Origin of the sequence: Micromonospora halotolerans, assembly GCF_032108445.1 — a bacterium.
Taxonomy (GTDB): Bacteria; Actinomycetota; Actinomycetes; order Mycobacteriales; family Micromonosporaceae; genus Micromonospora; species Micromonospora halotolerans.
On record NZ_CP134876.1, the window covers coordinates 6,610,374 to 6,636,140 of the forward strand.

The 25,767-nt window shown below is 72.0% G+C and carries 24 protein-coding genes; 12 read left to right on the forward strand and 12 right to left on the reverse strand.

What is annotated here, in order from left to right; genetic code table 11:
• Positions 1–117 precede the first annotated feature (117 nt).
• The 5 genes from RMN56_RS31000 to RMN56_RS31020 all read right to left on the reverse strand — a co-directional run bounded on the left by RMN56_RS31000 (position 118) and on the right by RMN56_RS31020 (position 6,487).
• Complete coding sequence (locus tag RMN56_RS31000) at positions 118–1,704, reverse strand: glycoside hydrolase family 13 protein (RefSeq protein WP_313721422.1); 1,587 nt, start codon at positions 1,702–1,704, stop codon at positions 118–120.
• Between the two features lie 147 nt (positions 1,705–1,851).
• Positions 1,852–2,739, reverse strand: a complete 888-nt coding sequence (locus tag RMN56_RS31005) for a carbohydrate ABC transporter permease (protein ID WP_313721423.1) — start codon at positions 2,737–2,739, stop codon at positions 1,852–1,854.
• 13 nt (positions 2,740–2,752) lie between these two features.
• Positions 2,753–3,709, reverse strand: a complete 957-nt coding sequence (locus RMN56_RS31010; protein ID WP_313721425.1) for a carbohydrate ABC transporter permease — start codon at positions 3,707–3,709, stop codon at positions 2,753–2,755.
• An 82-nt stretch (positions 3,710–3,791) separates the two neighbouring features.
• Positions 3,792–5,171 carry an ABC transporter substrate-binding protein gene (locus RMN56_RS31015; RefSeq protein ID WP_313721426.1) on the reverse strand — a complete coding sequence of 460 codons (1,380 nt, stop codon included), beginning with the start codon at positions 5,169–5,171 and terminating at the stop codon, positions 3,792–3,794.
• Between the two features lie 314 nt (positions 5,172–5,485).
• The gene (locus RMN56_RS31020; protein WP_376787246.1) at positions 5,486–6,487 is read right to left on the reverse strand and encodes a LacI family DNA-binding transcriptional regulator; all 1,002 of its coding nucleotides are present in this window, start codon (positions 6,485–6,487) and stop codon (positions 5,486–5,488) included.
• 250 nt (positions 6,488–6,737) lie between these two features.
• Between RMN56_RS31020 and RMN56_RS31025 the strand changes: the two genes are divergently transcribed.
• The 3 genes from RMN56_RS31025 to RMN56_RS31035 all read left to right on the forward strand — a co-directional run bounded on the left by RMN56_RS31025 (position 6,738) and on the right by RMN56_RS31035 (position 10,170).
• Positions 6,738–8,771, forward strand: a complete 2,034-nt coding sequence (locus tag RMN56_RS31025; protein WP_313721427.1) for a glycosyl hydrolase family 28-related protein — start codon at positions 6,738–6,740, stop codon at positions 8,769–8,771.
• Positions 8,772–9,207: 436 nt separating this feature from the next.
• A complete protein-coding gene (locus RMN56_RS31030) occupies positions 9,208–9,423 on the forward strand; it encodes a hypothetical protein (protein WP_313721428.1) in 216 nt (71 codons plus the stop codon).
• A 198-nt stretch (positions 9,424–9,621) separates the two neighbouring features.
• The gene (locus RMN56_RS31035) at positions 9,622–10,170 is read left to right on the forward strand and encodes a DUF1062 domain-containing protein (protein WP_313721429.1); all 549 of its coding nucleotides are present in this window, start codon (positions 9,622–9,624) and stop codon (positions 10,168–10,170) included.
• A 112-nt stretch (positions 10,171–10,282) separates the two neighbouring features.
• Here RMN56_RS31035 and RMN56_RS31040 read toward each other — a convergent pair whose 3' ends face one another.
• From RMN56_RS31040 to RMN56_RS31060, 5 genes are all read right to left on the reverse strand, one after another.
• Positions 10,283–14,731 carry a HAMP domain-containing hybrid sensor histidine kinase/response regulator gene (locus RMN56_RS31040; protein WP_313721431.1) on the reverse strand — a complete coding sequence of 1,483 codons (4,449 nt, stop codon included), beginning with the start codon at positions 14,729–14,731 and terminating at the stop codon, positions 10,283–10,285.
• Positions 14,732–15,005: 274 nt separating this feature from the next.
• The gene (locus tag RMN56_RS31045) at positions 15,006–15,818 is read right to left on the reverse strand and encodes a SigB/SigF/SigG family RNA polymerase sigma factor (RefSeq protein ID WP_313721433.1); all 813 of its coding nucleotides are present in this window, start codon (positions 15,816–15,818) and stop codon (positions 15,006–15,008) included.
• Between the two features lie 154 nt (positions 15,819–15,972).
• Positions 15,973–16,533 carry a GerMN domain-containing protein gene (locus RMN56_RS31050; protein WP_313721434.1) on the reverse strand — a complete coding sequence of 187 codons (561 nt, stop codon included), beginning with the start codon at positions 16,531–16,533 and terminating at the stop codon, positions 15,973–15,975.
• Positions 16,530–17,879: a sensor histidine kinase gene (locus RMN56_RS31055; protein WP_313721435.1), complete on the reverse strand. Its 1,350-nt coding sequence runs from the start codon at positions 17,877–17,879 to the stop codon at positions 16,530–16,532. Before RMN56_RS31055 ends, RMN56_RS31050 begins: the two co-directional genes overlap by 4 nt.
• Positions 17,876–18,550 (reverse strand): response regulator transcription factor, encoded by a 675-nt coding sequence (locus RMN56_RS31060; RefSeq protein ID WP_262286069.1) that lies wholly within the window; start codon positions 18,548–18,550, stop codon positions 17,876–17,878. Before RMN56_RS31060 ends, RMN56_RS31055 begins: the two co-directional genes overlap by 4 nt.
• A gap of 155 nt (positions 18,551–18,705) precedes the next feature.
• On the opposite strand from RMN56_RS31060, the gene RMN56_RS31065 reads away from it, so the two are divergent.
• From RMN56_RS31065 to RMN56_RS31075, 3 genes are read left to right on the forward strand one after another with little or no spacing between them, the layout of a single operon-like run.
• The gene (locus tag RMN56_RS31065; protein WP_313721436.1) at positions 18,706–19,020 is read left to right on the forward strand and encodes a hypothetical protein; all 315 of its coding nucleotides are present in this window, start codon (positions 18,706–18,708) and stop codon (positions 19,018–19,020) included.
• Entirely contained in the window at positions 19,017–19,610 is a 594-nt protein-coding gene (locus RMN56_RS31070) for an STAS domain-containing protein (protein ID WP_313721437.1), read from the forward strand. Before RMN56_RS31065 ends, RMN56_RS31070 begins: the two co-directional genes overlap by 4 nt.
• Positions 19,610–19,894: a BON domain-containing protein gene (locus RMN56_RS31075; protein ID WP_313724900.1), complete on the forward strand. Its 285-nt coding sequence runs from the start codon at positions 19,610–19,612 to the stop codon at positions 19,892–19,894. The genes RMN56_RS31070 and RMN56_RS31075 overlap by 1 nt, the downstream gene beginning before the upstream one ends.
• 46 nt (positions 19,895–19,940) lie before the next feature.
• On the opposite strand, the gene RMN56_RS31080 is transcribed toward RMN56_RS31075, so the two are convergent.
• Positions 19,941–20,843: an AurF N-oxygenase family protein gene (locus RMN56_RS31080; RefSeq protein ID WP_313721438.1), complete on the reverse strand. Its 903-nt coding sequence runs from the start codon at positions 20,841–20,843 to the stop codon at positions 19,941–19,943.
• A gap of 48 nt (positions 20,844–20,891) precedes the next feature.
• Between RMN56_RS31080 and RMN56_RS31085 the strand changes: the two genes are divergently transcribed.
• The 6 genes from RMN56_RS31085 (at position 20,892) to RMN56_RS31110 (ending at position 25,032) form a co-directional block, all read left to right on the forward strand.
• Positions 20,892–21,608, forward strand: coding sequence for a TetR family transcriptional regulator (locus tag RMN56_RS31085; RefSeq protein WP_313721439.1), 717 nt, complete (start codon positions 20,892–20,894; stop codon positions 21,606–21,608).
• Positions 21,605–21,880, forward strand: coding sequence for a DUF4873 domain-containing protein (locus RMN56_RS31090; protein WP_313721440.1), 276 nt, complete (start codon positions 21,605–21,607; stop codon positions 21,878–21,880). The genes RMN56_RS31085 and RMN56_RS31090 overlap by 4 nt, the downstream gene beginning before the upstream one ends.
• A gap of 52 nt (positions 21,881–21,932) precedes the next feature.
• Complete coding sequence (locus RMN56_RS31095) at positions 21,933–22,598, forward strand: ElyC/SanA/YdcF family protein (RefSeq protein WP_313721441.1); 666 nt, start codon at positions 21,933–21,935, stop codon at positions 22,596–22,598.
• Between the two features lie 92 nt (positions 22,599–22,690).
• The gene (locus tag RMN56_RS31100; RefSeq protein ID WP_313721442.1) at positions 22,691–22,840 is read left to right on the forward strand and encodes a hypothetical protein; all 150 of its coding nucleotides are present in this window, start codon (positions 22,691–22,693) and stop codon (positions 22,838–22,840) included.
• Positions 22,837–24,255 carry an RNA-guided endonuclease TnpB family protein gene (locus RMN56_RS31105; protein WP_313721443.1) on the forward strand — a complete coding sequence of 473 codons (1,419 nt, stop codon included), beginning with the start codon at positions 22,837–22,839 and terminating at the stop codon, positions 24,253–24,255. The genes RMN56_RS31100 and RMN56_RS31105 overlap by 4 nt, the downstream gene beginning before the upstream one ends.
• A gap of 12 nt (positions 24,256–24,267) precedes the next feature.
• On the forward strand, positions 24,268–25,032 hold the full coding sequence (locus RMN56_RS31110) for a glycosyltransferase family 2 protein (RefSeq protein ID WP_313721444.1): 765 nt from the start codon (positions 24,268–24,270) through the stop codon (positions 25,030–25,032).
• Here RMN56_RS31110 and RMN56_RS31115 read toward each other — a convergent pair.
• Complete coding sequence (locus RMN56_RS31115) at positions 24,992–25,765, reverse strand: SDR family oxidoreductase (protein WP_313721445.1); 774 nt, start codon at positions 25,763–25,765, stop codon at positions 24,992–24,994. The genes RMN56_RS31110 and RMN56_RS31115 overlap by 41 nt on opposite strands.
• Between the last annotated feature and the right edge of the window lie 2 nt (positions 25,766–25,767).

A 25,767-nucleotide genomic window follows, 5' to 3' on the forward strand; every position in this document is an offset into this window, starting at 1 on the left:
CGCTCCCTTTCGTCGGATGGCCAGGTCCCCCGTGCGGTGCGGTGGTTCCTCCCTCCCTCCTGTTCGGGTGGCGCGGCGGGCGGCGCCGGCGGAGGGGCCGCCGGCGCCGGGGACGGGTCAGCCGGTGCGCAGCCAGACCGCGGTGTCCGGCGGCAGCCGGTCGTCGTCGAGCGGGCCGCTGGCCAGCAGCAGCCGCTCGTGCCCGGGCAGCGGCACGGCGGCGGCGGAGAGGTTGACCAGGCAGGTGAAGCCGGGCTCCCGGGCGAAGGCGAGCACCCGGTCGGGGGCGGGCAGCCAGGTGAGCGTGCCGTCGCCGAGCGCGGCCTCGGACCGGCGGATCGCAATGGCTTCCCGGTAGAGCTCCAGCATCGAGTGCGGGTCGCCGGTCTGGGCGCGGACCGTGCGGTCCTTCCAGTCGGCCGGCTGGGGCAGCCAGGGCCCGACCGCCGCGCCGTCGGGGCTGAACCCGAACGGCGGGGTGTCACCGGCCCAGGGCAGCGGCACCCGGCAGCCGTCCCGGCCGGGGTCGACCCGGCCGGACCGTTCCCACATCGGGTCCTGGCGCAGCTCGTACGGGATGTCCTCGACCTCCCAGAGGCCCAGCTCCTCCCCCTGGTAGACGTACGCGGCGCCGGGCAGCGCCAGGGAGAGCAGCGCGGCGGCCCGGGCCCGGCGGGTGCCCAGTTCCAGGTCGGTGGGGATGCCCTCGCGCTTGGCCGCGAAGCTGAACCGGGTGTCCTCCCGGCCGTAGCGGGTGACGTGCCGGGTGACGTCGTGGTTGGAGAGCACCCAGGTGGCCGGTGCGCCGACCGGCGCGTGAGCGCTGAGCGTCCCGTCGATGCTCTCGCGCAGCGCCGAGGCGTCCCAGGCGCAGCCGAGAAAGTCGAAGTTGAAGGCGGCGTGCAGCTCGTCCGGGCGCAGGTAGTTGGCGAACCGCTGCCGGTCCGGCAGCCACACCTCGCCGATCAGCGCCCGGTCGCCGGGGTAGGAGTCGGCGACCCGCCGCCAGCTCCGGTAGATGTCGTGGACCCCGTCGAGGTCCCGGAAGGGGTGCGGCCGGTCGGGGCGGGTCTCGGGCAGCGTGCCGTCCTTGACCAGCAGCCCGGCCGAGTCGATCCGGATGCCGTCCACGCCCCGGTCGAACCAGAACCGCAGGACGTCCTCGAACTCGGCGCGCACCCGCGGGTGGTCCCAGTTGAAGTCCGGCTGCTCGGGGGCGAACAGGTGCAGGTACCAGTCGCCGGGGGTGCCGTCCGGGTTGACGGTCCGGGTCCAGGTGGGGCCGCCGAACTCGCCGACCCAGTCGGTGGGCCGCTGGTCGCCGTTCGGGCCGCGACCGGGCCGGAACCAGAACAGCTCCCGCTCGGGCGCGTCCGGCCCGCCGGCCAGGGCCGCCTGGAACCAGGGGTGCGCGTCGGAGCAGTGGTTCGGCACCACGTCGACGATGGTGCGGATGCCGAGCGCCTGCGCCTCGCTGATCAGCGCCTCGGCCTCGGCGAGGGTGCCGAAGACCGGGTCGATGTCGCGGTAGTCGGCCACGTCGTAGCCGGCGTCGGCCATCGGGGAGGGGTACCAGGGGCTGAACCAGATCGCGTCGATGCCGAGCTCGGACAGGTAGTGGAGCCGGGACCGGATGCCGGCGATGTCGCCGATGCCGTCGCCACCGCCGTCGGCGAAGCTCCGCGGGTACACCTGGTAGATCACCGCTCCACGCCACCACGGACCGCTGTCTGCTGTGGACACGAGCACCTGCTTTCTGCGTCGGTACGTCGGCGGGTTCGCCGGACCTGGATGTGCCGGGCGAACGGTCGTCGGTCGCCTCGGGTGGTTACGCCGGTGGTGTCCGGCCGGTCAGCCCTTGAGGCTGCCGGTGGTCAGGCCGGACATGATGTTGCGCTGGAAGATCAGGAAGATGACGACGGTGGGGATCGCGGCGATGACCGAGGCGGCGATCACCACGTTCATCGGGGTGCCACCGGCGAAGGCGTAGATGCCGACGCTGACCGTCCGGGTCTCGGGCGACGGCATGACCAGCTTCGGCCAGAGGAAGTCCTTCCAGACCGCCGTCACCGCGAAGATCGAGACCACGCCGAGGATGGGGCGCGACATCGGCAGGATGATCGACCAGAGCGTGCGCAGCGGGGTCGCCCCGTCCACGAAGGCCGCCGCCATGAGGTCCTCCGGGATCGAGTCGAAGAACCGTTTCAGCAGGAAGATGTTGAACGCGTTGGCCACCAGGGGCAGCCAGATGGCGAACGGCGAGTCGAGCAGGTTGAGGTGCAGGATCGGCAGGTCGATCACCGTCACGTACTGCGGGACGATGAGGACCATCGCGGGGATCATCAGCGTCGCCAGCATCAGGCCGAGGATCGCGTTGCCGAAGATCGGCCGGAGCTTCGACAGTGAGTACGCCGCCGCCGTGTCCAGGACGAGTTGGAACAGCACGGCGCCGGTCGCGTAGTAGAACGTGTTGAACAGCAGCTTGGCGAGGTCCAGGTTGTTCCACGCGTCGACGTAGTTCTGCGGCTGGGGGTCCTTCGGGTACAGCGACGGCGGGGTCTGCGCGATCTCCTGGCCGGACTTGAGCGCGCCGGTGACCATCCAGTAGAGCGGCCCGATGAAGACGAGCGTGAACGCCACCACGACGACGGCGAGCAGCGTCCAGTAGATGATCCGGCCGCGTCCCCGTTCGAGCTGGGCCTGGGAGATGAGGGTCCGGGTGGCGGAGTCCTGTGCCATTTCCTCGTCCGTCCTAGTCCTGTTTCGCGGTCAGCCGCACGTAGACGGCGGAGAAGCCGGCCAGCACGATGAGCATGATCACACCGAGCGCCGCGGCGCCGTTGAGGTCGTTCTGGAAGAACCCGTGCTGGTAGATGAGGTACGCCACCGACGTGGCCGAGTCACCCGTGCCCGCGCCGTTGGCGAGGATCAGCGGCTCGATGAAGAGCTGCATGGTGGCGACGATCTGCATCATCGCCAGGAGCGCCAGGATCAGCCGGGTCTGCGGGATGGTCACGTGCCGGATCCGTCGCCAGATGCCGGCGCCGTCGAGTTCGGCCGCCTCGTAGAGTTCGCCGGGGATGTTCTGCAGCGCCGCCAGGTAGATCAGCACGGCGCTGCCCATGTTCATCCAGGTCGACGCGAGCACCATGGCCGGCATGGTCATCCCGGGCGACTGCATCCACTCCGAGGTCGGCAGGTGCAGCGCCGCGAGGATCGCGTTGAACAGGCCCGCCTCGCTGGGGTCGTAGGCGTAGAACTTGAAGAGGAAGAGCGCCGAGGCGGGCGGCAGCATGACCGGCAGGTAGACCAGGATCCGCAGGTAGCCCCTGGCGTGGCGGAACTCGTTGAGCAGGATGGCCACGAAGAACGGCACCGCGTACCCGAGGACCAGCGCCAGGAAGGTGAAGTAGAACGTGTTCTTCCAGGCGGTCCAGAAGCTCGGGTCGTCGATGATGCGGGTGTAGTTGTCCCAGCCCACCCAGGTGGTCTCGCCCCGGCGGGTGCGCTGGAAGCTCATCACGATGCCGCGGACCATCGGGTACCAGGAGAAGACGGCGAAGCAGACGAGCGCGCCGATCAGGAACGTGTGCCCGGTGAGGTTGTCCCGTACCTTGCGGCCGAGGCTCGTCCTGCGGCGGCTCGACGGGTACGGCGGCTCGGGTCGCCCCGGTTGCCTGGTGGTACCCGGGACGGTGGTGATCGCCAAGGCTTCTCCTGCGGAAGTCGGGTGACCGGACGGAACGGTGCGGGGTGTGGGGACCGGCGGGCCGGCCCCCACACCCGTGGGCTCAGCTGGCGGTGGCCAGCAGCTGGTTGACCTTCTCTTCGGCCGTCTTGAGCAGCGCGTCGATGTTCGCGTTCGGGTTCGTAAGGACCCCGGACATCGCCGCGTCGAGCACCGCGTAGATCGCCTGCGCGTTGCGGGGCTCACCCTTGATCGGGACGGGGTTCGCCTCGAAGATCGCGAAGTTCGCCGTGTCGACGTTGGCGTTCGCCTTGCGCAGCTCGACCTCCTTCTTCTGCGCGTCACTGCCGTTGGCGAACAGCAGCGGCTGGGGCAGACCCACCGGGTAGTTCTGCGGCTTGGCCCGCACGTAGTCGAACTGGCCCTTGCCCGGCGTCAACTTCTGGTACGCGATCCACTTCAGACCGGCCTTGACCTGCTCGGGGGTCAGGCCCTTCTTGAAGAAGTAGCCCTCGCCGCCGCCGAGCGTCGCCTTCGCCGCGCCGTCCTGGCCGGGCAGCGGGCCCATGGCCCAGTCCTGGAACTTGCCCTGGAACTGGCTGACGATCGCCTGGGTGGCGTCCGGCGCGCCGATGAACATGCCGACCTTGCCCGCGCCGGCGTTGGTCAGCAGGTCACCCCACTGGAGCAGCTGGCGGCTGCCCATGCTGTTGTCGCCGTACCGCATGTCCTTGAGGTTCTGCAGGACCTGCTTGCCCATCGCGTTGTTGAAGTCGGCCTTCTTGCCGTCCTCGGTCAGCACCTGACCGCCCTGCGAGTAGAGCAGGGAGGTGAAGTGCCAGCCGCCGGTGTTGCCGGCGCTGTACTCGGAGTAGCCGGCGATGCCGTTGCCCAGGGCGGAGATCTTCTTGGCCGCCGCCCGGACCTCCGCCCACGTCTTGGGCGGGTTGTTCACGTCGAGGCCGGCCCGCTGGAACAGCACCTTGTTGTAGACCAGGCCCATCGAGTAGTTCTTCACCGGGACGGCGTAGAGCTTGCCGCCGTCGGTGAAGACCCCCTTGAGCGCCGGGTCGACGCTGTCCCAGGTCGGGATCGTGTCCTTGTTGACGTACTCCGTGATGTCCATGGCCTGACCGGAGTCCAGCACCTGCTGGAGATCGGTCATGTACCCGTAGAACACGTCGGTCACCGTGCCACCGGCGAGGCGGGCGGTGAAATCCGGCGGGTTGTTGCACTGCTCGCCGACGCTGACGCTCTTGATGACGATGTTCGGGTTCTGCTTCTGGAACTCGACCACGTCGTCGTTCCAGTTCTTCAGCAGCTCCTTCTGGGCGCCGACCGGCTGGCAGTCGACAGTGATGGTGACCTTGCCGCTGGCGTCCTTCGCCGCGTCGTCGCTCTTCGTGGAGCAAGCCGTCAGGCTGAGCCCCAGGCCGGCCACGAGCGCTATCGCCGCAGCCTTCCGGTACTGCGGTACGGACATCTGTCCATCCCTTCGGGGAACGGGTGTATCCATGGCCTTCGCTTGGTTTGCCGTGATCGCCACCGCCCGACGTCGAGGCCGGTGTGAGTGGAGTCACTGTAGCGAGGCGAACTAGTGGCGGCAAGGTTTCGATCGTCATGTGAAAGGACACGACTTTGTGACGACAGATGTTGACAGCGCGCCGGTCCCGGAGGCGGCGGGCGACAACGAGAACGGCCGCCGACCGCGGTTCAGCGGTCGACGGCCGAAGTGTCGTCGGGAGGTTCAGGCAGGCGGTTCGCCGCCGGGCACGCGTTCGGCGCCCGGCGCGGCGGTCAGCGCCCGGGGGCGGGCGCGGTGGAACCGCGCACCACGAGTTCGGGCTCGAACAGCAGCTCGTCGTGGAGCACCCCGGCCCCCTCGATCTGGGTGACCAGCAGGTCCACCGCGGCCTGCCCCATGGTCTCGATGGGCTGCCGCACCGTGGTCAGCGGCGGGTCGGTGCAGGTCATGAACGCGGAGTCGTCGTAGCCCACCACGGACACGTCGGTGGGCACCGCACGGCCCAGCCGCCGCGCGGCCCGGATGGAGCCCAGGGCCAGCACGTCGCTGGCGCAGATGACGCCGGTGACGCCCCGCTCGATCAGCTTGCTCGCCGCGACCCGCGCCCCCTCCATGGAGAAGCTGGAGCGCTCGACGTACGCGGTGTCGTCGGTCCAACCCGCCACCCGGATCATCGCGGCCAGCTTCCGCCGGGACGGGACGTGCCCCTCCGGACCGAGCACCATGCCGATGCGCTCGTGCCCGAGCGAGCGCAGGTGCCCGTACGCCTGCTCGACGGCCACCGCGTCGTCGGTGGAGACCCGGGGGAAACCCAACTCGTCGACGCCGGCGTTGACCAGCACCACGGGCAGGCCCCGGTCGGTGAGCCGGCGGTAGTGCTCGTGCGTGGCGTCGGCCAGGGCGTACGACCCGCCCGCGAAGATCACGCCGGAGACCTGGTGGTCGAGGAGCATCTCGACGTAGTCCGACTCGGACACGCCGCCGATCGTGCGGGCACAGAGCGCCGGGGTGAAGCCGCGCTGCGCGAGGGAGCCGGTCACCACCTCGGCGAGCGCCGGGAAGATCGGGTTCTGCAGCTCGGGCAGGACCAGGCCGACCAGCCGGGCCCGCTCCCCGCGCAGCTTGGTCGGGCGCTCGTAGCCGAGCACGTCGAGCGCGGTGAGCACCGCCGTCCGGGTCGCCTCGGACACGCCCCCGCGGCCGTTGAGCACCCGGCTCACGGTGGCCTCGCTGACACCCGCCTTGCGGGCCACCTCCGTCAACCGTTTCGTCACGGCCGCAATCGTACGTCGGGTTCTTGCAAGAAATGAACAAGGGCTGGTGCCGGATGTGCCTGGTCCGGGTCGTCGGAGGTCCGCGAGGCCAGGGGCGGGGTGGCCGCTGACTCTGGAAAGATTCGAACAAACAGAAGCTTGAATATCGACAAACGCCGGGAATAACATGAGGCACCTCTCGGCGGGCAGGTCCCAGCCGCGCCGACGCCACCACCGTCTCCCCCGTCCCCCGGTGAAAGTGGGTAGTCCGATGCAGCGGAGCGTGGAAGGCGCGGCGGGCCTGCGCCCGGCCGTGCCGATCGCCAGGATCCTCGCCGTGGCGGCCACCGCCGTCGCGCTGGCCGTACCGTCCGGGAGCGCCGCCCTGGCGGCCGGCCGCACCGGCCCGACCCCGGTGGTCACCCGGGCCGGGCTCGACCCGGCGCTGGTCGCCGGCCGCGGCGCCGACGTGGACTTCGTCGAGCAGGAGGCCGAGCACGCCCGGACCACCGGCACGGTCATCGGCCCGGACCGCGCCGCCTACACCCTCGCCGGCGAGGCGTCCGGGCGGCGGGCGGTCCGCCTCTCCCCCGGCCAGTACGTCGAGTTCACGCTCCCGCGGGCGGCCAACGCGCTCACCGTCCGGTACAGCATCCCCGACGCCCCCGGCGGCGGCGTCACCGCGCCGCTGCGCGTTACCGTCGGCCGCGGGCCGGCCCGCACCATGACCCTCACCTCGCAGTACGCCTGGCTCTACAACCAGTACCCGTTCACCAACGACCCCGGCGCCGACCTGCTCCACCCGGACTGGTGGATCACCGAGTGCTCGTGCGTGCCGGCGGCCACCACGCCCGCGCCCACCATCAGCAAGCCGTTCCGGCCGCACCACTTCTACGACGAACAGCGCCTGCTGCTGGGTCGCACCCACCGGGCCGGCGAGGTGGTCCGGCTGACCGCGCCGACCGGCACGGCCGCCGCGTGGACGGTGATCGACCTGCTCGACGCGCACCTCGTCGCCCCGCCCCGGGCGCTGCCCCACGCCGTGAACGTGCTGGCCTTCGGCGCCGACCCGACCGGCCGCCGGGAGTCCGCCGACGCGTTCGACCGGGCCGTCGCGTACGCCCGCCGGGCCGACCGCACGCTGTACCTCCCGCCGGGCACGTACCAGGTGAACCGGCACATCATCGTGGACGACGTGACGATCGCGGGCGCCGGCAGCTGGTACACGATCGTCAGGGGCCGCGAGGTCGCCCTGGACACCCCGGCACCCGACGGCTCGGTACACACCGGCGTCGGCTTCTACGGCCGCGACGCCGCCGACGGCGGCAGCCGCGACGTCCACCTCTCCGGCTTCGCCATCGAGGGCGACGTGCGGGAACGCATCGACACCGACCAGGTCAACGCCATCGGCGGGGCGCTCAACCACTCCACCGTCGACGGCCTCTACCTGCACCACACCAAGGTCGGCCTGTGGTTCGACGGCCCGATGACCGACCTGCGGGTGACCGGCACGGTCATCGCCGACCAGATCGCCGACGGGCTCAACTTCCACACCGGCGTCACCCACTCCTCCATCTCGCACAGCTTCATCCGCAACACCGGCGACGACGCGCTGGCCATGTGGTCGGAGCGGACCGGCAACGCGCACAACACCTTCGACCACAACACCGTGCAGTCCCCCGTGCTGGCCAACGGCATCGCCCTCTACGGCGGCAGCGACCTCACCGTCTCGCACAACCTGATCGCCGACCCGGTCCGCGAGGGCAGCGCCATCCAGATCGGCTCCCGGTTCGGCGCCGAGCCGTTCGCCGGCCAGCTCCGGATCACCGGCAACACCACGGTCCGGGCCGGCACGTACGACCTGAACTGGAACATCGGCCTCGGCGCGATCTGGTTCTACGCCCTGGACCGCAGCATCGACGCCGACATCCAGGTGGTCGGCGACCACTACCTCGACAACACCTACAACGCGATCATGCTGGTCAGCGACTGGCCCGTGAAGGACACGGTCTCGATCGACAACGTCCACTTCCGGGACATCCGGGTCGACGGCACCGGCACCTCGGTGGTGAGCGCCCGGACCGCCGGGTCCGCCTCCTTCGCCAACGTGGACGCGCGCAACGTCGGCGCGGTCGGGGTCAACAACTGCGGGTCGTTCCACTTCACCCCGGCCGGGTCGGAGTTCACCCTCACCGACCTCGGCGGCAACGACGGCGGCTGGCTCGCCCCCTGGCTGCTGCCCAACACCATCACCTGCGACGACCGCCCGCCGGTGGTGCCGCCGCCGGCCCCGACACCGTGGTGAGGTGACCCCATCGACAGCGGCCCGGCGGACAACTGCCCGCCGGGCCGCTCCGTCCGGGCGCTTCCGCCATGGTGTCGGCATGGGGACATCGCGAATACTGAGGATGCGTGCCGGGCCGAGGATGGCGGGGGGGGGCCGTCCGGATGTGGCAACTGACCTTCGCGGCCAGGATGGCGGGTCGTCGTCCGAAGGGACGGATCCGTCGTCGAGGCGCTGCCTGGCGTTCGGGCCTCGTTCTGCTGCTTCTCGCGGCCACAGTGGTCGCCTGCGACTCGGCGACAGACGAGCGGGTCACCGCCGAGCTGGTTGACGGCGCGCTCGTTCTGCGATTCGACCGCGCCTGCCCGATCGGCTATCTACGCCTCACCATGCCGCCGCGAGAGGGCGAGACGGATTCCCGCATGGTGTGGGAGATTCTCGCGGAGGGGACGCCCCCGTGGTGGAGTCGGTCACTGTCGGCGTGCCTCCCGACGGCTTCCGGGAAAACGCTGACAACACCGCCAACGGCTTTCCTGCTCCCGTCTCCTTGTTCGTCAAGCATGACCTGATGTTCGCCACGAGGATCGACACCGCCGAGCTGGCAAACGGTCGACACGACTACGCACTGACCCAGACGATGAACGAGATGTTTCCGCGCGAATCCCGCTGCTGAGGCGGACGGCGCGGCGCTCGAAAACCCCTGGCGCGGCCCCGCTGCGCGTCGTTACCGTCCCGCCCAACCAGTCGTCTAGCCGGGGGCGCCCCCTTGTACACCCTGTGAGACCTCCCGAGCGCTGATCTGTCGCGCGTCGCCGCCTGTGCGCCGCGCTCCTTCTTGCTGCGGACTTCTCACTGAAACCGGTGTATCTCTGTGCTCTCACACTGGCTCGTCGTACCCACCTGCCTGCCGCTCGTCCGCCGCCGTTGCCACGCGTGCGCGTCCGAGCGCTTCCGGCCGAACGGCAAGTTCCGCGTCAACGCGAACCACAAGCTCCTCGACGCCTGGCTCCTCGCGCTCTGCACCGCCTGCGGGGACACCGCGAAGCTCACGATCCTGGAGCGGGTGACCGTTCGCTCCGTACGACCCGAGCTGCTGGACCGGCTGCACCACAACGACCCGAGCCTGGCGGCGGAGCTGCTCCAGGATCCGGTCGTGCAGCGCCGCAACCGCATCGCCCTCGACTGGGACGACGCCTGGCGCCTCGACACCGGCGGCTCCGATCACCTGGGCCCCGAGGTGATCGACGTCTCCGTCCGCTTCGCGGCGCGGATCCCGGTCCGGCCGGTGCGACTGATCGCTGAGGGTTGCGATCTGTCGCGGGCCGAGGTCGAGAGGCTGATCACGGAGGGGAAGCTCGTAGCGGCAACCCGGCTGAGCGGCAGGCTCTCCGGCGACTTCACCTTCACGCTCAAGCGCTGACCCCCTCGTTCCCGGGGTCGGTCCGGCATGATCCGCCGGACCGGCCCCGGCCCGTCGAGCATCGCCACCGCATCGAGCCGACGGGCTGCGCGAAACCCGTCGGCGAATGCCGTCAGCTCGTCAGCCAGCGGTGGATGCAGGTGAGCAGGTCCTCCGCGTCGACCGGCTTGGTGACGTAGTCGCTGGCGCCGGAGGAGATGCTCTTCTCCCGGTCCCCGCGCATCGCCTTCGCGGTCACCGCGATGATCGGCAGGTCCGCGTAGCGGGGCATGGCGCGGATCGCGGCGGTGGCCGCGTACCCGTCCATCTCGGGCATCATCACGTCCATCAGCACCAGGTCGATGTCGTCGTGCCGCATCAGCGTCTCGATGCCCTTGCGCCCGTTCTCCGCGTAGACCACGTCCATGCCGTGCAGTTCGAGGATGTTGGTCAGGGCGAAGACGTTGCGGGCGTCGTCGTCCACCACGAGCACCTTGCGGCCGGACAGTTCCCGGACCGCCGGGTCAGCGACCGGGCCGCGGTCCGCGGCCGGCGCCGTGAGCGACGGCACCCGCTCCGGGGCGTCCGCCGTCAGGTGCAGCACGATCCGCTCCCGCAGCTCGTCGAGGCTGCCGAGGATCTCCAGCGGGCGGCCCGTGGCCATGCCCTGGAGCAGGGTGTCCTGCCCCGCCGCGAGCGGCTGCCCGTGGTACGCGAGCACCGGCAGGCCGCGCAGCCCGGGGTGCTCGTGCAGCGCCCTGAGCAGCGCGGTGCCGCGCTCGTCGCCCGCGTCGAGCTGCACGACGAGCAGGTGGTGGCGGTGCCGGGCGAGCGCGTCGACGGCCGCCTCGACGTCCAGCGCGGTGGACACCTCGACCGGGCCGCCGATCTCCGCGGCCACCCCGCGCGCCAGCAGGGTGAGCAGCCCTTTCTCGTGCGGTTCGAGCACCAGCACCCGCCGCTGCTGCTGCTCCACCCAGCGCCGGGCCTCCGACTCCAGCGGTGCCGCCAGTAGGGCCGGAGCGCCGGGGCCGGTCTCGGGCAGCGGCGCGGTGGCCGTGGCGGGCAGGTAGAGGGTGAAGGTGCTGCCCTGACCGAGGACGCTCTCCGCGGTGATCTGCCCGCCGAGCAGCCGGGCGATCTCCCGGCTGATGGACAGGCCCAGGCCGGTGCCGCCGTAGCGCCGGCTGGTCGTGCCGTCGGCCTGCTGGAACGCGTCGAAGATGGCGGTCAGGTGCTGCTCGGCGATGCCGATGCCGGTGTCGACCACGCGGAACGCGATGACCGTCTCCGCCGGCGGCATCCCGGCCGGCAGCTCGTCCGGGCGGGCCCGCTCGATGCGCAGCTGCACCCGGCCCTTCTCGGTGAACTTGACCGCGTTGGAGACCAGGTTGCGCAGCACCTGCCGCAGCCGCTGCTCGTCGGTGTGCAGCCGGGCCGGCACGTCCGGGCCGGTGACCAGGTCCAGCTCCAGACCGCGCGGCGTGGTGAGCGGGCGGAACGTGGCGTCGACGTAGTCGCGCAGGGTGGACAGCTCGAACGTCTCCGGGTTGATGTCCATCTTGCCGGCCTCGACCTTCGACAGGTCGAGGATGTCGTTGATGAGCTGGAGCAGGTCGGCGCCGGCCGAGTGGATGACGGTGGCGTACTCCACCTGCTTCGGGGTGAGGTTGCGGTTGGGGTTCTGGGCCAGCAGCTGGGCCAGGATGAGCAGCGAGTTCAGCGGCGTACGCAGCTCGTGGCTCATGTTGGCGAGGAACTCCGACTTGTACTTCGAGGCGAGCGCGAGCTGCTGGGCGCGGGCCTCCAGTTCCTGGCGGGCCTGCTCGATCTCGGAGTTCTTCGTCTCGATGTCGTGGTTCTGGCGGGCCAGCAGGGCGGCCTTCTCCTCCAGCTCGGCGTTGGAGCTCTGGAGTTCCTCGGAGCGGGCCTGCAGCTCCTCGGAGCGGGCCTGGAGTTCGGCCGCCAGCCGCTGCGACTCGGTCAGCAGCACGTCGGTGCGGGCGTTGGCGACGATGGTGTTGACGTTGACGCCGATGGTCTCGGTGAGCTGCTCCAGGAAGTCCCGCTGGACGTCGGTGAACCGGCCCATGCTGGCCAGCTCGATGACGCCGAGGACCTGGTCCTCGAAGAGGATCGGCAGCACCACCAGGTGCAGCGGCACGGCCGCGCCCAGGCTGGACGAGACGGTGACGTAGTCGGCCGGCACGGCGTCCACCACGATGGCCCGCTTGCTCAGCGCGGCCTGCCCGACCAACGAGTCGCCGAGGGCGTACCGGCGGCGGGCGGCGTCGTGGCCGTAGCCGCCGACCACCCGCAGGCCCCGACCGTCGGCGGTGTCGTCGACCAGCAGGAACGTGCCGAGCTGCGCGGAGACCAGCGGGGCCAGCTCGTTCATCACCAGGCCGGCGACCACCTCCAGGTCGCGGTGGCCCTGCATGAGGCCGGAGATCCGGGCCAGGTTGGTCTTGAGCCAGTCCTGTTCCTGGTTGGTCCGGGTGGTCTCGCGCAGCGACTCCACCATGGAGTTGATGTTGTCCTTCAGTTCGGCGACCTCGCCGGAGGCGTCGACCGTGATCGAGCGGGTCAGGTCGCCGGTGGCGACCGCGCTGGTCACCTCGGCGATGGCCCGCACCTGCCGGGTCAGGTTCCCGGCCAGCTCGTTGACGTTCTCGGTGAGCCGCTTCCAGGTGCCGGAGACGCCCTCGACCTCGGCCTGGCCGCCGAGGCGGCCCTCGCTGCCGACCTCCCGGGCCACCCGGGTCACCTCGGCCGCGAAGCTGGAGAGCTGGTCGACCATCGTGTTGATCGTGGTCTTGAGTTCCAGGATCTCGCCGCGGGCGTCGACGTCGATCTTCTTGGTGAGGTCACCCTGCGCCACCGCGGTCGTGACCTGGGCGATGTTGCGCACCTGGCCGGTGAGGTTGTTCGCCATCGAGTTGACGTTGTCGGTCAGGTCCTTCCACGTGCCGGCCACGTTCGGCACCCGGGCCTGGCCGCCCAGCTGCCCCTCGGTGCCGACCTCCCGGGCCACCCGGGTCACCTCGTCGGCGAACGCGCTGAGCGTGCCGACCATCGTGTTGATGGTCTGGGCGAGCACGGCGACCTCGCCCTTGGCCTCGACGGTGATCTGCCGGCTCAGGTCGCCCTGGGCGACGGCGGTGGCGACCAACGCGATGGAGCGCACCTGGTTGGTCAGGTTGTTCGCCATCTCGTTGACGTTGTCGGTCAGGTCCTTCCAGGTGCCGGCCACGTTGGAGACCCGGGCCTGACCGCCGAGCCGGCCCTCGGTGCCCACCTCGCGGGCCACCCGGGTCACCTCGTCGGCGAACGCGGAGAGCTGGTCGACCATCGTGTTGATGGTTTCCTTCAGGGCGAGGATCTCGCCCCGGGCGTCGACGCGGATCTTCTGCGTCAGGTCGCCCTTGGCGACCGCGGTGGTGACCTCGGCGATGCTGCGGACCTGGGCGGTGAGGTTGTCGGCCATGACGTTCACCGACTCGGTGAGGTCCTTCCAGGTGCCGGAGACGCCCTTGACGTCGGCCTGGCCGCCGAGGCGACCCTCGGTGCCGACCTCCCGGGCCACCCGGGTCACCTCGTCGGCGAACGACGAGAGCTGGTCCACCATCGTGTTGATGGTGTTCTTCAACTCCAGGATCTCGCCGTGCGCGGTGACGGTGATCTTCTGGGACAGGTCGCCCCGGGCCACCGCCGTGGCCACCTGGGCGATGCTGCGCACCTGGTCGGTGAGGTTGACGGCCATCGAGTTCACCGAGTCGGTCAGGTCGCGCCAGGTGCCGGCGACGCCGCTGACCTGGGCCTGCCCGCCGAGCCGGCCGTCGGTGCCGACCTCCCGGGCCACCCGGGTCACCTCGTCGGCGAACGACGAGAGCTGGTCCACCATCGTGTTGATGGTGCTCTTGAGCTCCAGGATCTCGCCCCGGGCGTCGACGGTGATCTTCTGCGACAGGTCACCGCGCGCCACGGCCGTGGTCACCTGGGCGATGTTGCGCACCTGGCTGGTCAGGTTGCCGGCCATGAAGTTCACCGAGTCGGTCAGGTCGCGCCAGGTGCCGGCGACGCCGGGCACCTCGGCCTGCCCGCCCAGGCGGCCCTCGCTGCCGACCTCCCGGGCCACCCGGGTCACCTCGTCGGCGAACGACGAGAGCTGGTCCACCATCGTGTTGATGGTGACCTTCAGCTCCAGGATCTCGCCGCGCACATCGACGGTGATCTTCTGCGACAGGTCACCCCGGGCCACCGCCGTGGCCACCTCGGCGATGTCGCGCACCTGGTCGGTCAGGTTGCCGGCCATCGCGTTGACCGAATCGGTCAGGTCCTTCCACGTACCCGAGACGCCGGGCACGTCGGCCTGGCCGCCGAGCTGCCCCTCGGTGCCGACCTCCCGGGCCACCCGGGTGACCTCGGAGGTGAACAGGGAGAGCTGGTCGACCATGCCGTTGAAGACGGTGGCGATCTCGCCGAGCAGCCCGTCGGCGTCCTCCGGCAGGCGGGTGCCGAAGTCGCCGTCCCGGACCGCGGTGAGACCGGCCAGCAGCTGCCGGAGGTCCGGGTCGGCCACCGGAACGCCGGCCGCCGGGGTCGTTTCGCGTCGCCGCAAGATCGTCTGGTCGACCACCACTACCGCCTCCGGGACAGCCGGGTGTCCCCCGGCAACGATTGCAACCGCGCAAGTATGCACAGAGCCGCCCCGGCCCGGCACGGGCGAGGCGGGTGGAGAGGAAAACGCACCGCCACCGAGGGGAGTCGGTGGCGGTGCGTGGGTCAGGGCGCGGCGGCAGCGCTCGCGTCGGACCGGGCGGTGAACGGCCGGACGGCGGACCGCCCGGAACGGATCAGGCCTCGGTGAGCTGGCCTCGCAGCTTGGTCAGCGCGCGGGCGAGCAGCCGGGACACGTGCATCTGGGACACGCCGACCCGGGCGGCGATCTCGCTCTGGGTCAGGTTGCCGTAGAAGCGCAGGGTGAGGATCTTCTGCTCACGCTCGTCGAGGGTGGCGAGCGCCGGGCCGAGGGAGGCGCGCAGCTCGGCCAGCTCGTACTCGTTGTCCTCGGTGCCGATGGTGTCGCCCAGCTCGGTGGCGCTGTCGCCGTCACCGATCGGGGTGGAGAGCGAGACGGCGTTGTAGGCGCGAGCGCCCTCCAGGCCCTCGAGCACCTCTTCCTCGGTGACGTCGAGGTGGCTGGCGATGTCGGCGACCGTCGGGGCCCGGTTGAGGGTCTGGGTCAGCGTGCTGTTCGCCTCGGAGATGCGCAGCCGCAGCTCCTGGAGGCGGCGCGGGACCCGGATGTTCCAGGTGCGGTCGCGGAAGTGCCGCTTGATCTCACCCAGGATGGTCGGGATGGCGAAGCCCGCGAAGTCCACGCCCCGGGAGGCGTCGAACCGGTCCACGGCCTTGATCAGGCCGAGGGCCGCGGTCTGGGCCAGGTCGCCGGCCGGCTCGCCGCGGCCGCTGTAGCGGGCGGCGAGGTGGTTGGCCAGCGGCAGCCACGCCTCGATGACCTGGTTGCGCAGGGCCGGGCGCCCGGGGTGGCCCTCGGGCAGCTCGGCCAGGGCGGCGATCAGCTCGCTGGCCCGGGTCTCCTCGCCGGTCACCGCCGTGCGGTGCACCTCGCCGGTCGTGGTCGGCGCGATGGTCGTCGTGGTCATGCTGCCCTTCCTGTCCTGAGGAGAACGGGTGCCTCCTGAGCACCGGTCGTGCCAGTCACCCTAGACCAAAGTCTGCCGCCTGATCAACCGAACGGACGATGGATATTTCCCTCAGAAGTGGACAAATACCCCGTGCCGCACGCCACTTTGACGGTCAGCGGTCCAGCAACGGCCGGTAGTCGGCGGCGGTGAGAGGCAGCGACGAGACGTTCCCGTCGGCCCGGGGCACCTCCAGCGGCTGCCCGTCCCGGCGGAACGCGACGCTGTCCACGTCGGGGCGCTGGGTCAGTGTGCAGACGATCTGCCCGAAGGCGAGGACCTCGTCGTTGCGGCCGGTCTCCTCGCCGGCCTGCCGCACGTCGACGGTCACCACGGTGCCGGCGAGGGTGGCCCCGGCCACGGCTACCGTGCCGGGCAGGGCGGTGGCCAGCCCGCGGTCCCGCTCCGCGCTGTCCGGCCCGGCCAGCAGGTGCTGCAGATGGGTGTCCACCCCCGGTAGGCCGTCGACCCGGCGGGTGACCGCCGCCAGCCCGTCGCCCCGGACGAAGCAGAGCGGCTCGTCCACCCGCCCGTCCGGCTCGGCCGTCGCGGTGCCCGCCGGGGTCGGGAAGCCGCCCGCCGGCGGCCGCACCGGGCGGGGCTCGTCGTCGACCGGCACCCCGCAGCCGCCCAGCAGGGCCGCGGCGATCAGCACCGGGAGCAGCCGCCGGGTCATGCGCCCGCCCCCGGCAGCTCGACCCGGAACCGGGCGCCCGGCTCCCGGTCCACCACGGCCGCGTGCCCGCCGTGCGCGGCGGCGTGCTGGGCCACCAGGGCGAGACCGAGGCCGGTGCCGTCGGTGCCGGCCCGGGCGTGCGCGGCCCGGCCACGGACGAAGCGGTCGAAGATGACCTCCCGATCGGCCTCCGGCACGCCCGGTCCCTCGTCGTCGACCTCCAGGACGCCGATCCCGTCGTGCAGCCCGAGGCGTACGGCGACCGGGCCGCCGCCGTAGCGCACGGCGTTGTCGAGCAGGTTCAGCAGGATCTGCTCGACCCGGCGCCGGTCGACACGCCACCGGGCCGGCGTGCCGTCGACCACCTCGACGAGGCTCTCCGGCAGCGCCCGCTCGCGGCAGGCGGCGCGGGCCAGCGCGGCCACGTCGACCGTGTCGCGGTGCGCGGGCTGCTCGGTGCGGGCCAGCTGGATCAGGTCGTCCACCAGGCGCTGGAACCGGGCCACCTCGTCGGCGACGAGTCCGGCCGCGGTCGCGGTCCGCGCGTCCTGGTGCTCCCGGCGGCGGGTCAGCACGCTCGCGGCGGCGGCCAGGGTCTGCAACGGTGAGCGCAGCTCGTGGCTCACGTCGGCGGCGAACCGGCGGTCCCGCTCGATCCGCCGCACCAACTGGTCGACCATGTGGTTGAACGAGGTGGAGAGCCGGGTGAGGTCCGGGTCGGTGGTGGGGTCGAGCCGGGTGGCGAAGTCGCCGGCGGCGATCCGCTCGGCGGCGTCGGCGACCGCGGTGAGCGGCCGGACGCTGTGCCGCGTCGCGTACCAGCCGAGGGCCGCGCCGGCCCCGGCCACCATGATGGCCACCGCGGTCAGCGCCAGCCCGACCACCTGGAAGGTTCCCTCGACCTCGCGCAAGGAGGTCAGCTCGTAGTAGCCCCGCTCACCGGAGAGCGGGACGCCGACCAGCAGCGTCGGCTGCCCGTCGAGGCGGACCCGCTGCACGGCCGGCTGGCCGTCCGCGACCAGGCGTTGCAGCTCCACCGGGACCGAGCCGGCACCGACGTCGGCGGTGCGGGCGTACCAGCCGTCGCGCAGGTGCAGCAGCGGACGGCGGCTGCTGCCGGTGTCCAGCGAGCGCAGCACCGCCACCACGTCCGGGGTCCCGGTGTCCAGCCCCGAGCGGACCACGGCGGCGTCGTAGTAGGCGGCCCGGACGGCCGCACGCTCCCGCTCGTCGAGCAGCGAGCGGCGGGTCAGGTCGTACGAGAAGAGGGCCATCACGGCGGCGAGCAGCAACGCGCCGACGGCGAACGCGGCGGTGACCCGGGCGCGCAGTCCGAGGCGGGTCATCGCTGGAGCTTGTAGCCGAGGCCGCGGAGGGTGACCAGGTGCCGCGGGTTGGCCGGGTCCGGCTCGATCTTCTGCCGCAGCCGGCCCACGTGCACGTCGACCAGGCGCTCGTCGCCGGTCTCGTACCCCCAGACCCGGCGCAGCAGCTGCTGCCGGGACAGCACCCGGCCGGCGTGTTCGGCCAGCTCGCAGAGCAGCCGGAACTCGGTGCGGGTCACCGCGACGGGCCGGCCCGCGCGGCGGACCTCGCCGGCCTCGGCGCTGATCTCCAGGTCACCGAAGACCTGGGCCGGGACGGCGTCCGTCACGACCCGGCCGCGCCGGCGCAGGGCCCGCAGCCGGGCGGACAGCTCCTTGATCGCCACGGGCTTGACCACGTAGTCGTCGGCGCCGGCCTCCAGCGCCGCGACGATGTCGTGGGTGTCGTCGCGGGCGCTGACCACCACGATCGGGACGTCGTCGTCGCGGCGCAGCCGGCGGATGCACTCGAACCCGTCGAGGCCGGGCAGCATGAGGTCGACCAGCACGTGGTCGGCCGGGTCCTCACGCTGCCGGCGCAGCCCCTCCTCGGCGGTGGCCGCCCCCGACGCGGAATAGCCCTCCTCCTCCAGGGCGAGCAGCAGCGCGAGCCGGATGCGGTCGTCGTCCTCGATCACCAGTACGGCCGTCATATGCGCATCATGACGGCCCGCCCCCGGGGCGCCCAACCACGTCAGCCGTTCCCGGCTTTTGTCATGGAACTGTCACACAACCGCGCGGCGCCCTCCACGGTCACTGCGCAGGGTGGGAGCCGGACCGGACAGTCGCGGGCGGCGAGGGAGGAACGGTGAACGGCAGCACGCTGGTCGGGGCGCTCGTCGTCGGGCTCGCCGTCGGCGCGGTGGGTCGCCTGGTCGTGCCCGGGCGCACGGCCGCGCCGGTCTGGCTGACCCTCGCACTCGGGGTGGCCGCCGCGCTGCTCGGCGCGATCGTCGTGGGCCTGGTCGACACCGGTCCCGGCGGGCCGGCGGTGTGGCCGCTGGTCGTGCAGTCCGGGTTCGCCGCCGTCGCGGTCGTCCTCGCGGTGCTGGCCGCCGGGCGTCCGGCGGCCGGGAAGGAACCGCCGCCCCGACCGGGCGCGCGGCGGAAGGAGGGATTGTGACGGTCGTACCCGCGGAGCACCTGATGCTGCTCATCTGCGACGGCTGCGGCGACAGCGTCACGGGCACCGGCTGCATCCTGCCGGATGCCGAGGTGGTCTGGACGCTGGTGTTCGAGAACGGCTGGGTCGGCTCCCCCTTCGCGTCCGGGCCGCACCACTGCCCCCGGTGCGGCGCGCGGGCCACCCTGCACGACGGCGGCCTCGGCGTCGACGACCTCGACGAGGTGGGCGGGGCGCCGGCCGTCCCCGAGGCCGACTCCGCCGAGCGGGTACGCCGGGCGCTGGCGGAGGCCGCCACGGTGGGCGACCGGGTGCTGGTCGACCTCACCGAGGTTGAGGTGATCGACTCGGCCGGGCTCGGGCTGCTGGTCCGGGCCCACCAGGAGACCCGGCGGGACGGGCGACGGCTGTGCCTGGTGGCGCCGTCCCGGTTCGTGCGCACCGTGCTGCACACGATGCGGCTGGACGGGGTCTTCGCGGTCGTCGACAGCCGGGCCCGGGCGCTGGGCGGGTCGGTCGGTCCGGCGCCGCGCCGTCCCGCGGCTCCGGTGGAGAGCCGAGAACGAGCCGAAGGAGCCCGCAGCTCGTGATGTCCTGGCCGTACCCCGACTTCCCGTTCGCCGGCGACGGGCCCCCGCCCGACGGCGCGGACGTGCGGCTCGCCGCCCTGGTGGCGCAGCGGTTGAGCATCGACTGGACCACCCGGCGCCAGCAGATCACGGTCACGGCGCAGAACGGGGTGGTGATCCTGGCCGGGGTGGTGACCGACGCGGAGACCCGGCGGGCGGCCGGCGAGCTGGCCTGGGACGTCTCCGGGGTGTTCGACGTCTGCAACGCGCTCCGGCTGCGCTCCGGGTGGCGCCGGGGCCGCTGAGTGGTTGCACGGATCGGCGCCCGCCTCCCTCGGGGGTCGCCGCCGGTCAGTCCGCCAGGAGGCCGGCGCGGCGCCAGAGCAGCCGGCCCGGACCGGCGATCAGGCCCAGCTCGGTGAGGTGCTCGGCGATCCGCTGGGCCGACCAGCGCAGCGTGGCCCGCCAGTGCGGGTTCGCCCGGGCTGCGGCCACCCCGTCCGCCGGCGGGATGCCGACGGCCGCGTAGGCCCGCGGGTTGACCAGGCGGCGGGTGATCGAGTACGCGGCCCGCCCGATCACCAGCCGCGCGTAGCCCAGCGCGACCGGACCGGCGGCCTCGACCTGACGGGCCAGCTCGTCGCGGGCGAAACGCACGTGCCGGGCCTCCTCGACCACGTGGATCCGGGACACCATCCGGATCAGCGGCTGGATCGACTCGTCGGCCATGGCCTCCCGCTGGAACGCGTCGAGCATCTCCTCGGCGATGAGGATGGCCGCGTACATCTGCGGGCCGGTGGCGGTGGCCTTGAGCCAGCGCCCGAGTAGGTGGTCGACCGGGTCGGCCCGGTAGACCGGGCAGCCGAGGGCCTCGATGAGCCGACCGAACATGATGGAGTGCCGGCACTCGTCGGCGACCTCGGTGAGCGCGTACTGGGCGTGCCGGCTGGTCGGGTCGGCGTCGTAGTAGTGCCGGATGAGCATCTGCATGAGGATCGTCTCGAACCACAGCCCGGCGCTGGCCACGCCGGCCACCTCGTGCCTGGTCAGCGCGATCCGCTGCTCCTCGCTCATTCCCTCCCACAGCGCGGTGCCGTAGAGGCTGCTGCGCTGCGGCGGCATCCAGTACGCCCCGGGGACGTGCGGCGCCGACCAGTCGATGTCGACGACGGGGTCATAGCTCGTGCGCACCGAGGCGGCGAGCAGGCGGGTGGCCACCGCCTCGCGCGGGAATCCGGCCGACGTCCCCTCCATGGCCCCTCCTAGTTGACGTAACTTCGAGTAACTGTTACGAGTGGTAGCATGCGACGCACCTCCACCGATGTCAATGCCCCGGGCACCCCGCCGGAGCCCGCCGAGCCCGCGCGCAGCGGCCGGCGCGACCGCTGGGCCGACCACCGCGAGCAGCGGCGGCAGGAGCTCGTCGGGGCCGCCGTGCAGGCGCTGCTGCGGCACGGGCCGACCGTCGACATGGATCAGGTGGCCGCCACGGCCGGGGTCAGCAAGCCGGTGCTCTACCGCTACTTCGCCGACAAGGCGCAGCTCTGGCTGGCCGTCAGCGAGGTGGTGGCGGCCCGGGTCGTCGACGCCGTGGCCCCCGCCGTCGAGCGGGTCCGCGAGGAGCGCGCGCTGGTCGAGGCCACCATCGACGCGTACCTGAGCATCATCGAGTCCGAGCCGACGCTCTACCGGTTCCTGCTGCACGAGGCCGGGCATCCCGGCATCCAGCAGGTGGTGACCGGCACGAGCCGGCAGGTGGCCACCGGCCTGGCCCGGGTCATCGGCGACCGGCTGCGCGCGCTCGGGCTCGACGCCGGCCCCGCCGAACCCTGGGCGTACGGGCTGGTCGGGTTCGTGCAGGCGGTCGGCGACTGGTGGGCCACGCACGGCCAGCCGATCCGCCGGGCCGCGCTCACCGACTACCTCACCACGCTGCTCTGGAGCGGCATCGAGGGCGTCCGGCGCGGCGCCGACCTGCCCCCCGAACTGACCCGCGCGCACGAGCGGATCGAGCGGTGAGCTGGCAGGGCCCGGCGGAGATCGCCGGCACCCCGGTCCGGCTGCACGCGAGCGGCCGCTGGGAACCGGTCGACGGGCGCTACCACTGGGCCGGGCGGATCGAGCCGGAGCCCCGCATGCTGCGGCTGCTCCGCTCCGGCCGGCGCGACGTCGAGGTCCGGGTCGGCGAGCGGGTCGCCCGGGGCCGGCTCGCCGAGGCCGACCCGTGGGGCGGGGTACGGATCACCGGCGTGGGCGCCCCGCCATGGCCGCCCGACGCCGAGGAGGACTGACCGCCGCGCGGCGCGGGCGAGGCCGACCGCCAGCCGGCGTACCGTGGGTCGGATGACGCCGACCGCCACCGTCCTGCTGGTGTTCGGACGCGGGGTGGTCGCGGGCGACGACGGCTACCGGCTCAGCGCCGACAGCGCCGCCCGGGCCGGCGCGGCCATCGGGTACGTCCGCGCGCACGCGGCCGAGTTCCGGCGGGCCGCCGGGGCGCGGGTGGTGTTCACCGGCGGCTGGCCGCACGGCCCCGCCGGGGCGCCGGGCCCGCCCGCCGGGTACCGGGAGGGCGAGCTCATGCTGGCCCTGGCCCGCGCCGCCGGGCTCGACGGATGCGCCCGGCTGCACGCCGAGACGCGGTCCCGGACCACCCTGCAGAACCTCGCGCACACCGTCCAGGACGGACTGCTCGCCGGTGAGGTCTTCACCCCGGCCCGGCCGCTCGGGCTGGTCTCCCACCCGTGGCACCTGCCCCGGATCCGGTTCCTCGCCGGCAAGGTGCTCGGGCTGTCCGGCGCGGCGCTGCTGGACGTGCCCGTGGCCGGGCCCGACCCGGTGCCCGCCGGCCGCGAGCGGGTGGCCCGGGCCGCCAGCCGCGTGTGCTATCTCGGCCTGCGCAGCCCGGAGGCGCTGCTGCGGCGGGAACGCCGCCTGGCCCGCTCGGCGCAGCGCGTCGCGGGCCTGTTTCCTGACTGCCCTGGATTCGCCGGCCGGCGGCACGGGTGAGGACGGTCGCCGATCGGCCGGTCGGCGACGGGTCCGCGCGGGAGCAGCTGCCAGTGGTTGCTTTCCTTCCTAAAGCTGAACACAATTTCGTTGTGGCCAACCAGGAGCCGCTGCGCCCGCAGCATGAGTTGGTCGAGGACCTCTTGGGCGTCGCCGGCTCCTTCTCGTACTGGCTGTGCGGTTTGCGCCGCTACGAAAAGGAGCTGGAAAGGTCGGACTTGACAATGGAGGGTGACCGGTGAAGGTCACCCGGATCGCCTACTCGGCCCAGCTGAATCCGGGCAAGTACGCTGCCGTGATGGAGCAGGCCCGCCGGTTGGGTCGGGTGCGCAGCGAGGTGTGGCAGCGCTACGGGTCGATCAACGGGGTCGGGGCCGGGCTGCGGGACCGGCAGGTGCGCGACCGGTGGCTGGCCGACGGCACACACGCGTTGTTTGGTGTGCTGGCGAATGCGTGGAAGGAAACCGTTCGCGACGCGATGGCCGATATCGCAGCGAGCCTGGCGGCGGCCAAGGTCGACGTCCGGCGGGCGATCAGCCGACGCACGAGCGATCCGGCCGAGCGTCAGCGGATGTTCACGGCGTTGAAGGCGGACCAGTGGGCCAGCGATCCGTTCCTGGCCCGGCAGATGCGCAAGCATTGGCGGCGGGGCCGCAACCGCACGCACGATCAGATTGTGGTGCGCGCCGACAAGTACAACACCGCCCTGGATGGGCGGGGCCGGTTGTGGCTGGCGATTCCCGGTCTGGAGCCCCGCAAGATGGTCAGAATCCCGCTGTCCACGGCCGTCGCCCCGACCGGGACGCTGAGGCTGATCCTGCGCGGCGGTCGGGTGGAAATCCACTATCAAGTGGACGCTTCGCAGATGCGCTCATCACAGCGACCGTGCGGCGATGCAACGGTCGGCGTGGACAAGGGCTACACCGAAGCCCTCACCGACTCCGACGGCCAGCCCCACGGTGTACAGCTCGGCGAGCTGCTCACCCGCGAGTCGGACCGGTTGAAGGAACGTAACCGCCGTCGGGCGAAGCTGCGCTCAATCGCCAACAACGCCGCCCTGCGTGGCGACCACGCAAAAGCGCACCGGATCAAGGTCAACAACCTCGGCACCGTTAAGCGGGACCGGCAGGCCGCCCGGCACCGAGCGCGGGTGCGCACGGAGATCTTCACCGCCGTGCACCAGGTCGTGGACAAGGCCAACGCCGTGATCGCCGAAGACCTCACCCAACGCTTCACCGGCCGCAAAAACCTTCCTAAGAACATCAACCGGCGTCTCGCCGCGTGGACCAAGGGAGTCACCGCCGAGGCCCTGAGAAACGTGTCGGAGCGCAGAGGTTCTGCGCTCGTGCACGTCAACGCCGCCTACACCTCACAAACCTGTCACCGCTGCGCTCGGTTCGGCCGACGTCGTGGGGACCGGTTTCACTGCACCTCGTGCGGGGTGGTGTGGCAGGCCGACGTGAACGCCGCGATCAACATCCTGCACCGAGCCGGCGACCCCGACATCGCCCTGCACACCCCACACCACAGGGTGAAGCAGATCCTGCAGGACCGGACCGATCGCCACCGGACCAGACTGCCGGTCCAGGACTCCAGCCCAGCGACCGCCGGGCGGAGAGCGAACTATCCGAACTGCTCAGCCATAAACAACAGTTAGGAAGCAGGTTTCGTGATCGTTCTGGTGCCGGTGTACCGACCCGGGGACCGCCTGCCGCGGCTCGTCGTCGACCTGGCCGCCGCGCTGCCCGCGGCGCACGTCGTGGTCGTCGACGACGGCAGCGGCCCGACCGCTGCCGGGGTGCTCGCGGCCGCCCGCGACCGGGGCGCCACCGTGCTGAGGCGCCGCGTCAACCGGGGCAAGGGCATCGTGCTGAAGACGGGCTTCCGGTACGTCGCCGGCCACCACCCGGGTCGCGACGTGGTGTGCGTGGACGCCGACGGGCAGCACCTGATCCCCGACGTCGTCCGGGTCGCCAACCGGATGCGCGACACCGGGGCGTTGGCACTGGGCGTGCGCCGGTTCGACGGCGAGGTGCCGCCGCGCAGCCGGCTCGGCAACACGGTGACCCGGGCCGCGTTCCGCCTCGCCACCGGCGTCCCCGTGCGGGACACCCAGACCGGGCTGCGGGCGTACCCGGCCGGGCTGCTCGGCTGGCTGCGGACCGTCCCCGGCGAGCGGTTCGAGTACGAGATGAACGTGCTGCTGCACGCGGCCCGGGCCGGACTGCCGATCGCGCAGGTCCCGATCGCCACCCGCTACCAGGGCGGCAACGCCTCGTCGCACTTCTCCTCGCTGACCGACTCGGCCCGGATCTACGGGCCGCTGGCGCGGTTCGCCGCCGCCCGGTTGCTCGGGCCGGATCGACGTGGTGACGGGGTGGCCTCGGCCGAGGTCACGTCGTCTCGTCCCACACCTGCGACTCGAACTCCCTGAGCTGGTGCCGCAGTTCCTCCGGCCACGCCGTCCGGAAGGGATGGTGGTCGGCGGGGATCACCCGGACCATCTCCTCGACCATCTCCCGCGGGTCGCGCTGGTGCTGCAGGAAGTCGGCGAAGTCGGGCCGGTCCAGCAGGGCGGTCGAGGAGTCCCACCACTGGGACATCGCCTCGACCCCGGTGTCGTTGTAGCCGGTCCGGTAGGGGCCGGGGTTGATCACAGCCACCCGGACGCCGCGCGGTTCCAGCTCGCCCTTCATGGCCCAGGCCAGCGCCTCGATGGCGTGCTTCGTGGCGGCGTAGACGCCGATGAACGGCCGGGTCCGGATGCCGACCGCGGAGGACACCCAGACGACCTTGCCGGCGCCCCGCTGAAGCATCGGCGGCACGAGGTCCTGCACGAGCTGCACGTGCGAGAACACGTTCACCTCGAAGGACCGGCGGATCCGGTCCATCGGGATCTCCACCACCGCCCCGGCCTCCTGGACGCCGGCGTTGAGCACCAGGATGTCCGCGCGGTGCCGCCGGGCGGCGGCGCGGTCGGCCGGGTCCGTCACGTCCAACTTGATCACGTCGAGGGTCACCCCGGCGTGCTCGGCCTCGGCGCGCAGGTCGCGCACCTGCGGCCAGATCTCCGCGCCGGCGATCACGTGGTGGCCGGCCCGGGCCAGGCCGAGGGCGGCACCCCGGCCGAGGCCGCTGCCGGCCCCGGTGATGAGGATGTCGGCCACCT

Bases quoted from the DNA above. Each gene is read 5' to 3' on its own strand.
- RMN56_RS31015 (WP_313721426.1), bottom strand. From the start codon at position 5,171: ATGTCCGTACCGCAGTACCGGAAGGCTGCGGCGATAGCGCTCGTGGCC.
- RMN56_RS31080 (WP_313721438.1), bottom strand. From the start codon at position 20,843: ATGGAGGGGACGTCGGCCGGATTCCCGCGCGAGGCGGTGGCCACCCGC.
- RMN56_RS31045 (WP_313721433.1), bottom strand. From the start codon at position 15,818: ATGACCACGACGACCATCGCGCCGACCACGACCGGCGAGGTGCACCGC.
- RMN56_RS31085 (WP_313721439.1), top strand. From the start codon at position 20,892: ATGCGACGCACCTCCACCGATGTCAATGCCCCGGGCACCCCGCCGGAG.
- RMN56_RS31095 (WP_313721441.1), top strand. From the start codon at position 21,933: ATGACGCCGACCGCCACCGTCCTGCTGGTGTTCGGACGCGGGGTGGTC.
- RMN56_RS31050 (WP_313721434.1), bottom strand. From the start codon at position 16,533: ATGACCCGGCGGCTGCTCCCGGTGCTGATCGCCGCGGCCCTGCTGGGC.
- RMN56_RS31055 (WP_313721435.1), bottom strand. From the start codon at position 17,879: ATGACCCGCCTCGGACTGCGCGCCCGGGTCACCGCCGCGTTCGCCGTC.
- RMN56_RS31025 (WP_313721427.1), top strand. From the start codon at position 6,738: ATGCAGCGGAGCGTGGAAGGCGCGGCGGGCCTGCGCCCGGCCGTGCCG.
- RMN56_RS31005 (WP_313721423.1), bottom strand. From the start codon at position 2,739: ATGGCACAGGACTCCGCCACCCGGACCCTCATCTCCCAGGCCCAGCTC.
- RMN56_RS31060 (WP_262286069.1), bottom strand. From the start codon at position 18,550: ATGACGGCCGTACTGGTGATCGAGGACGACGACCGCATCCGGCTCGCG.
- RMN56_RS31075 (WP_313724900.1), top strand. From the start codon at position 19,610: ATGTCCTGGCCGTACCCCGACTTCCCGTTCGCCGGCGACGGGCCCCCG.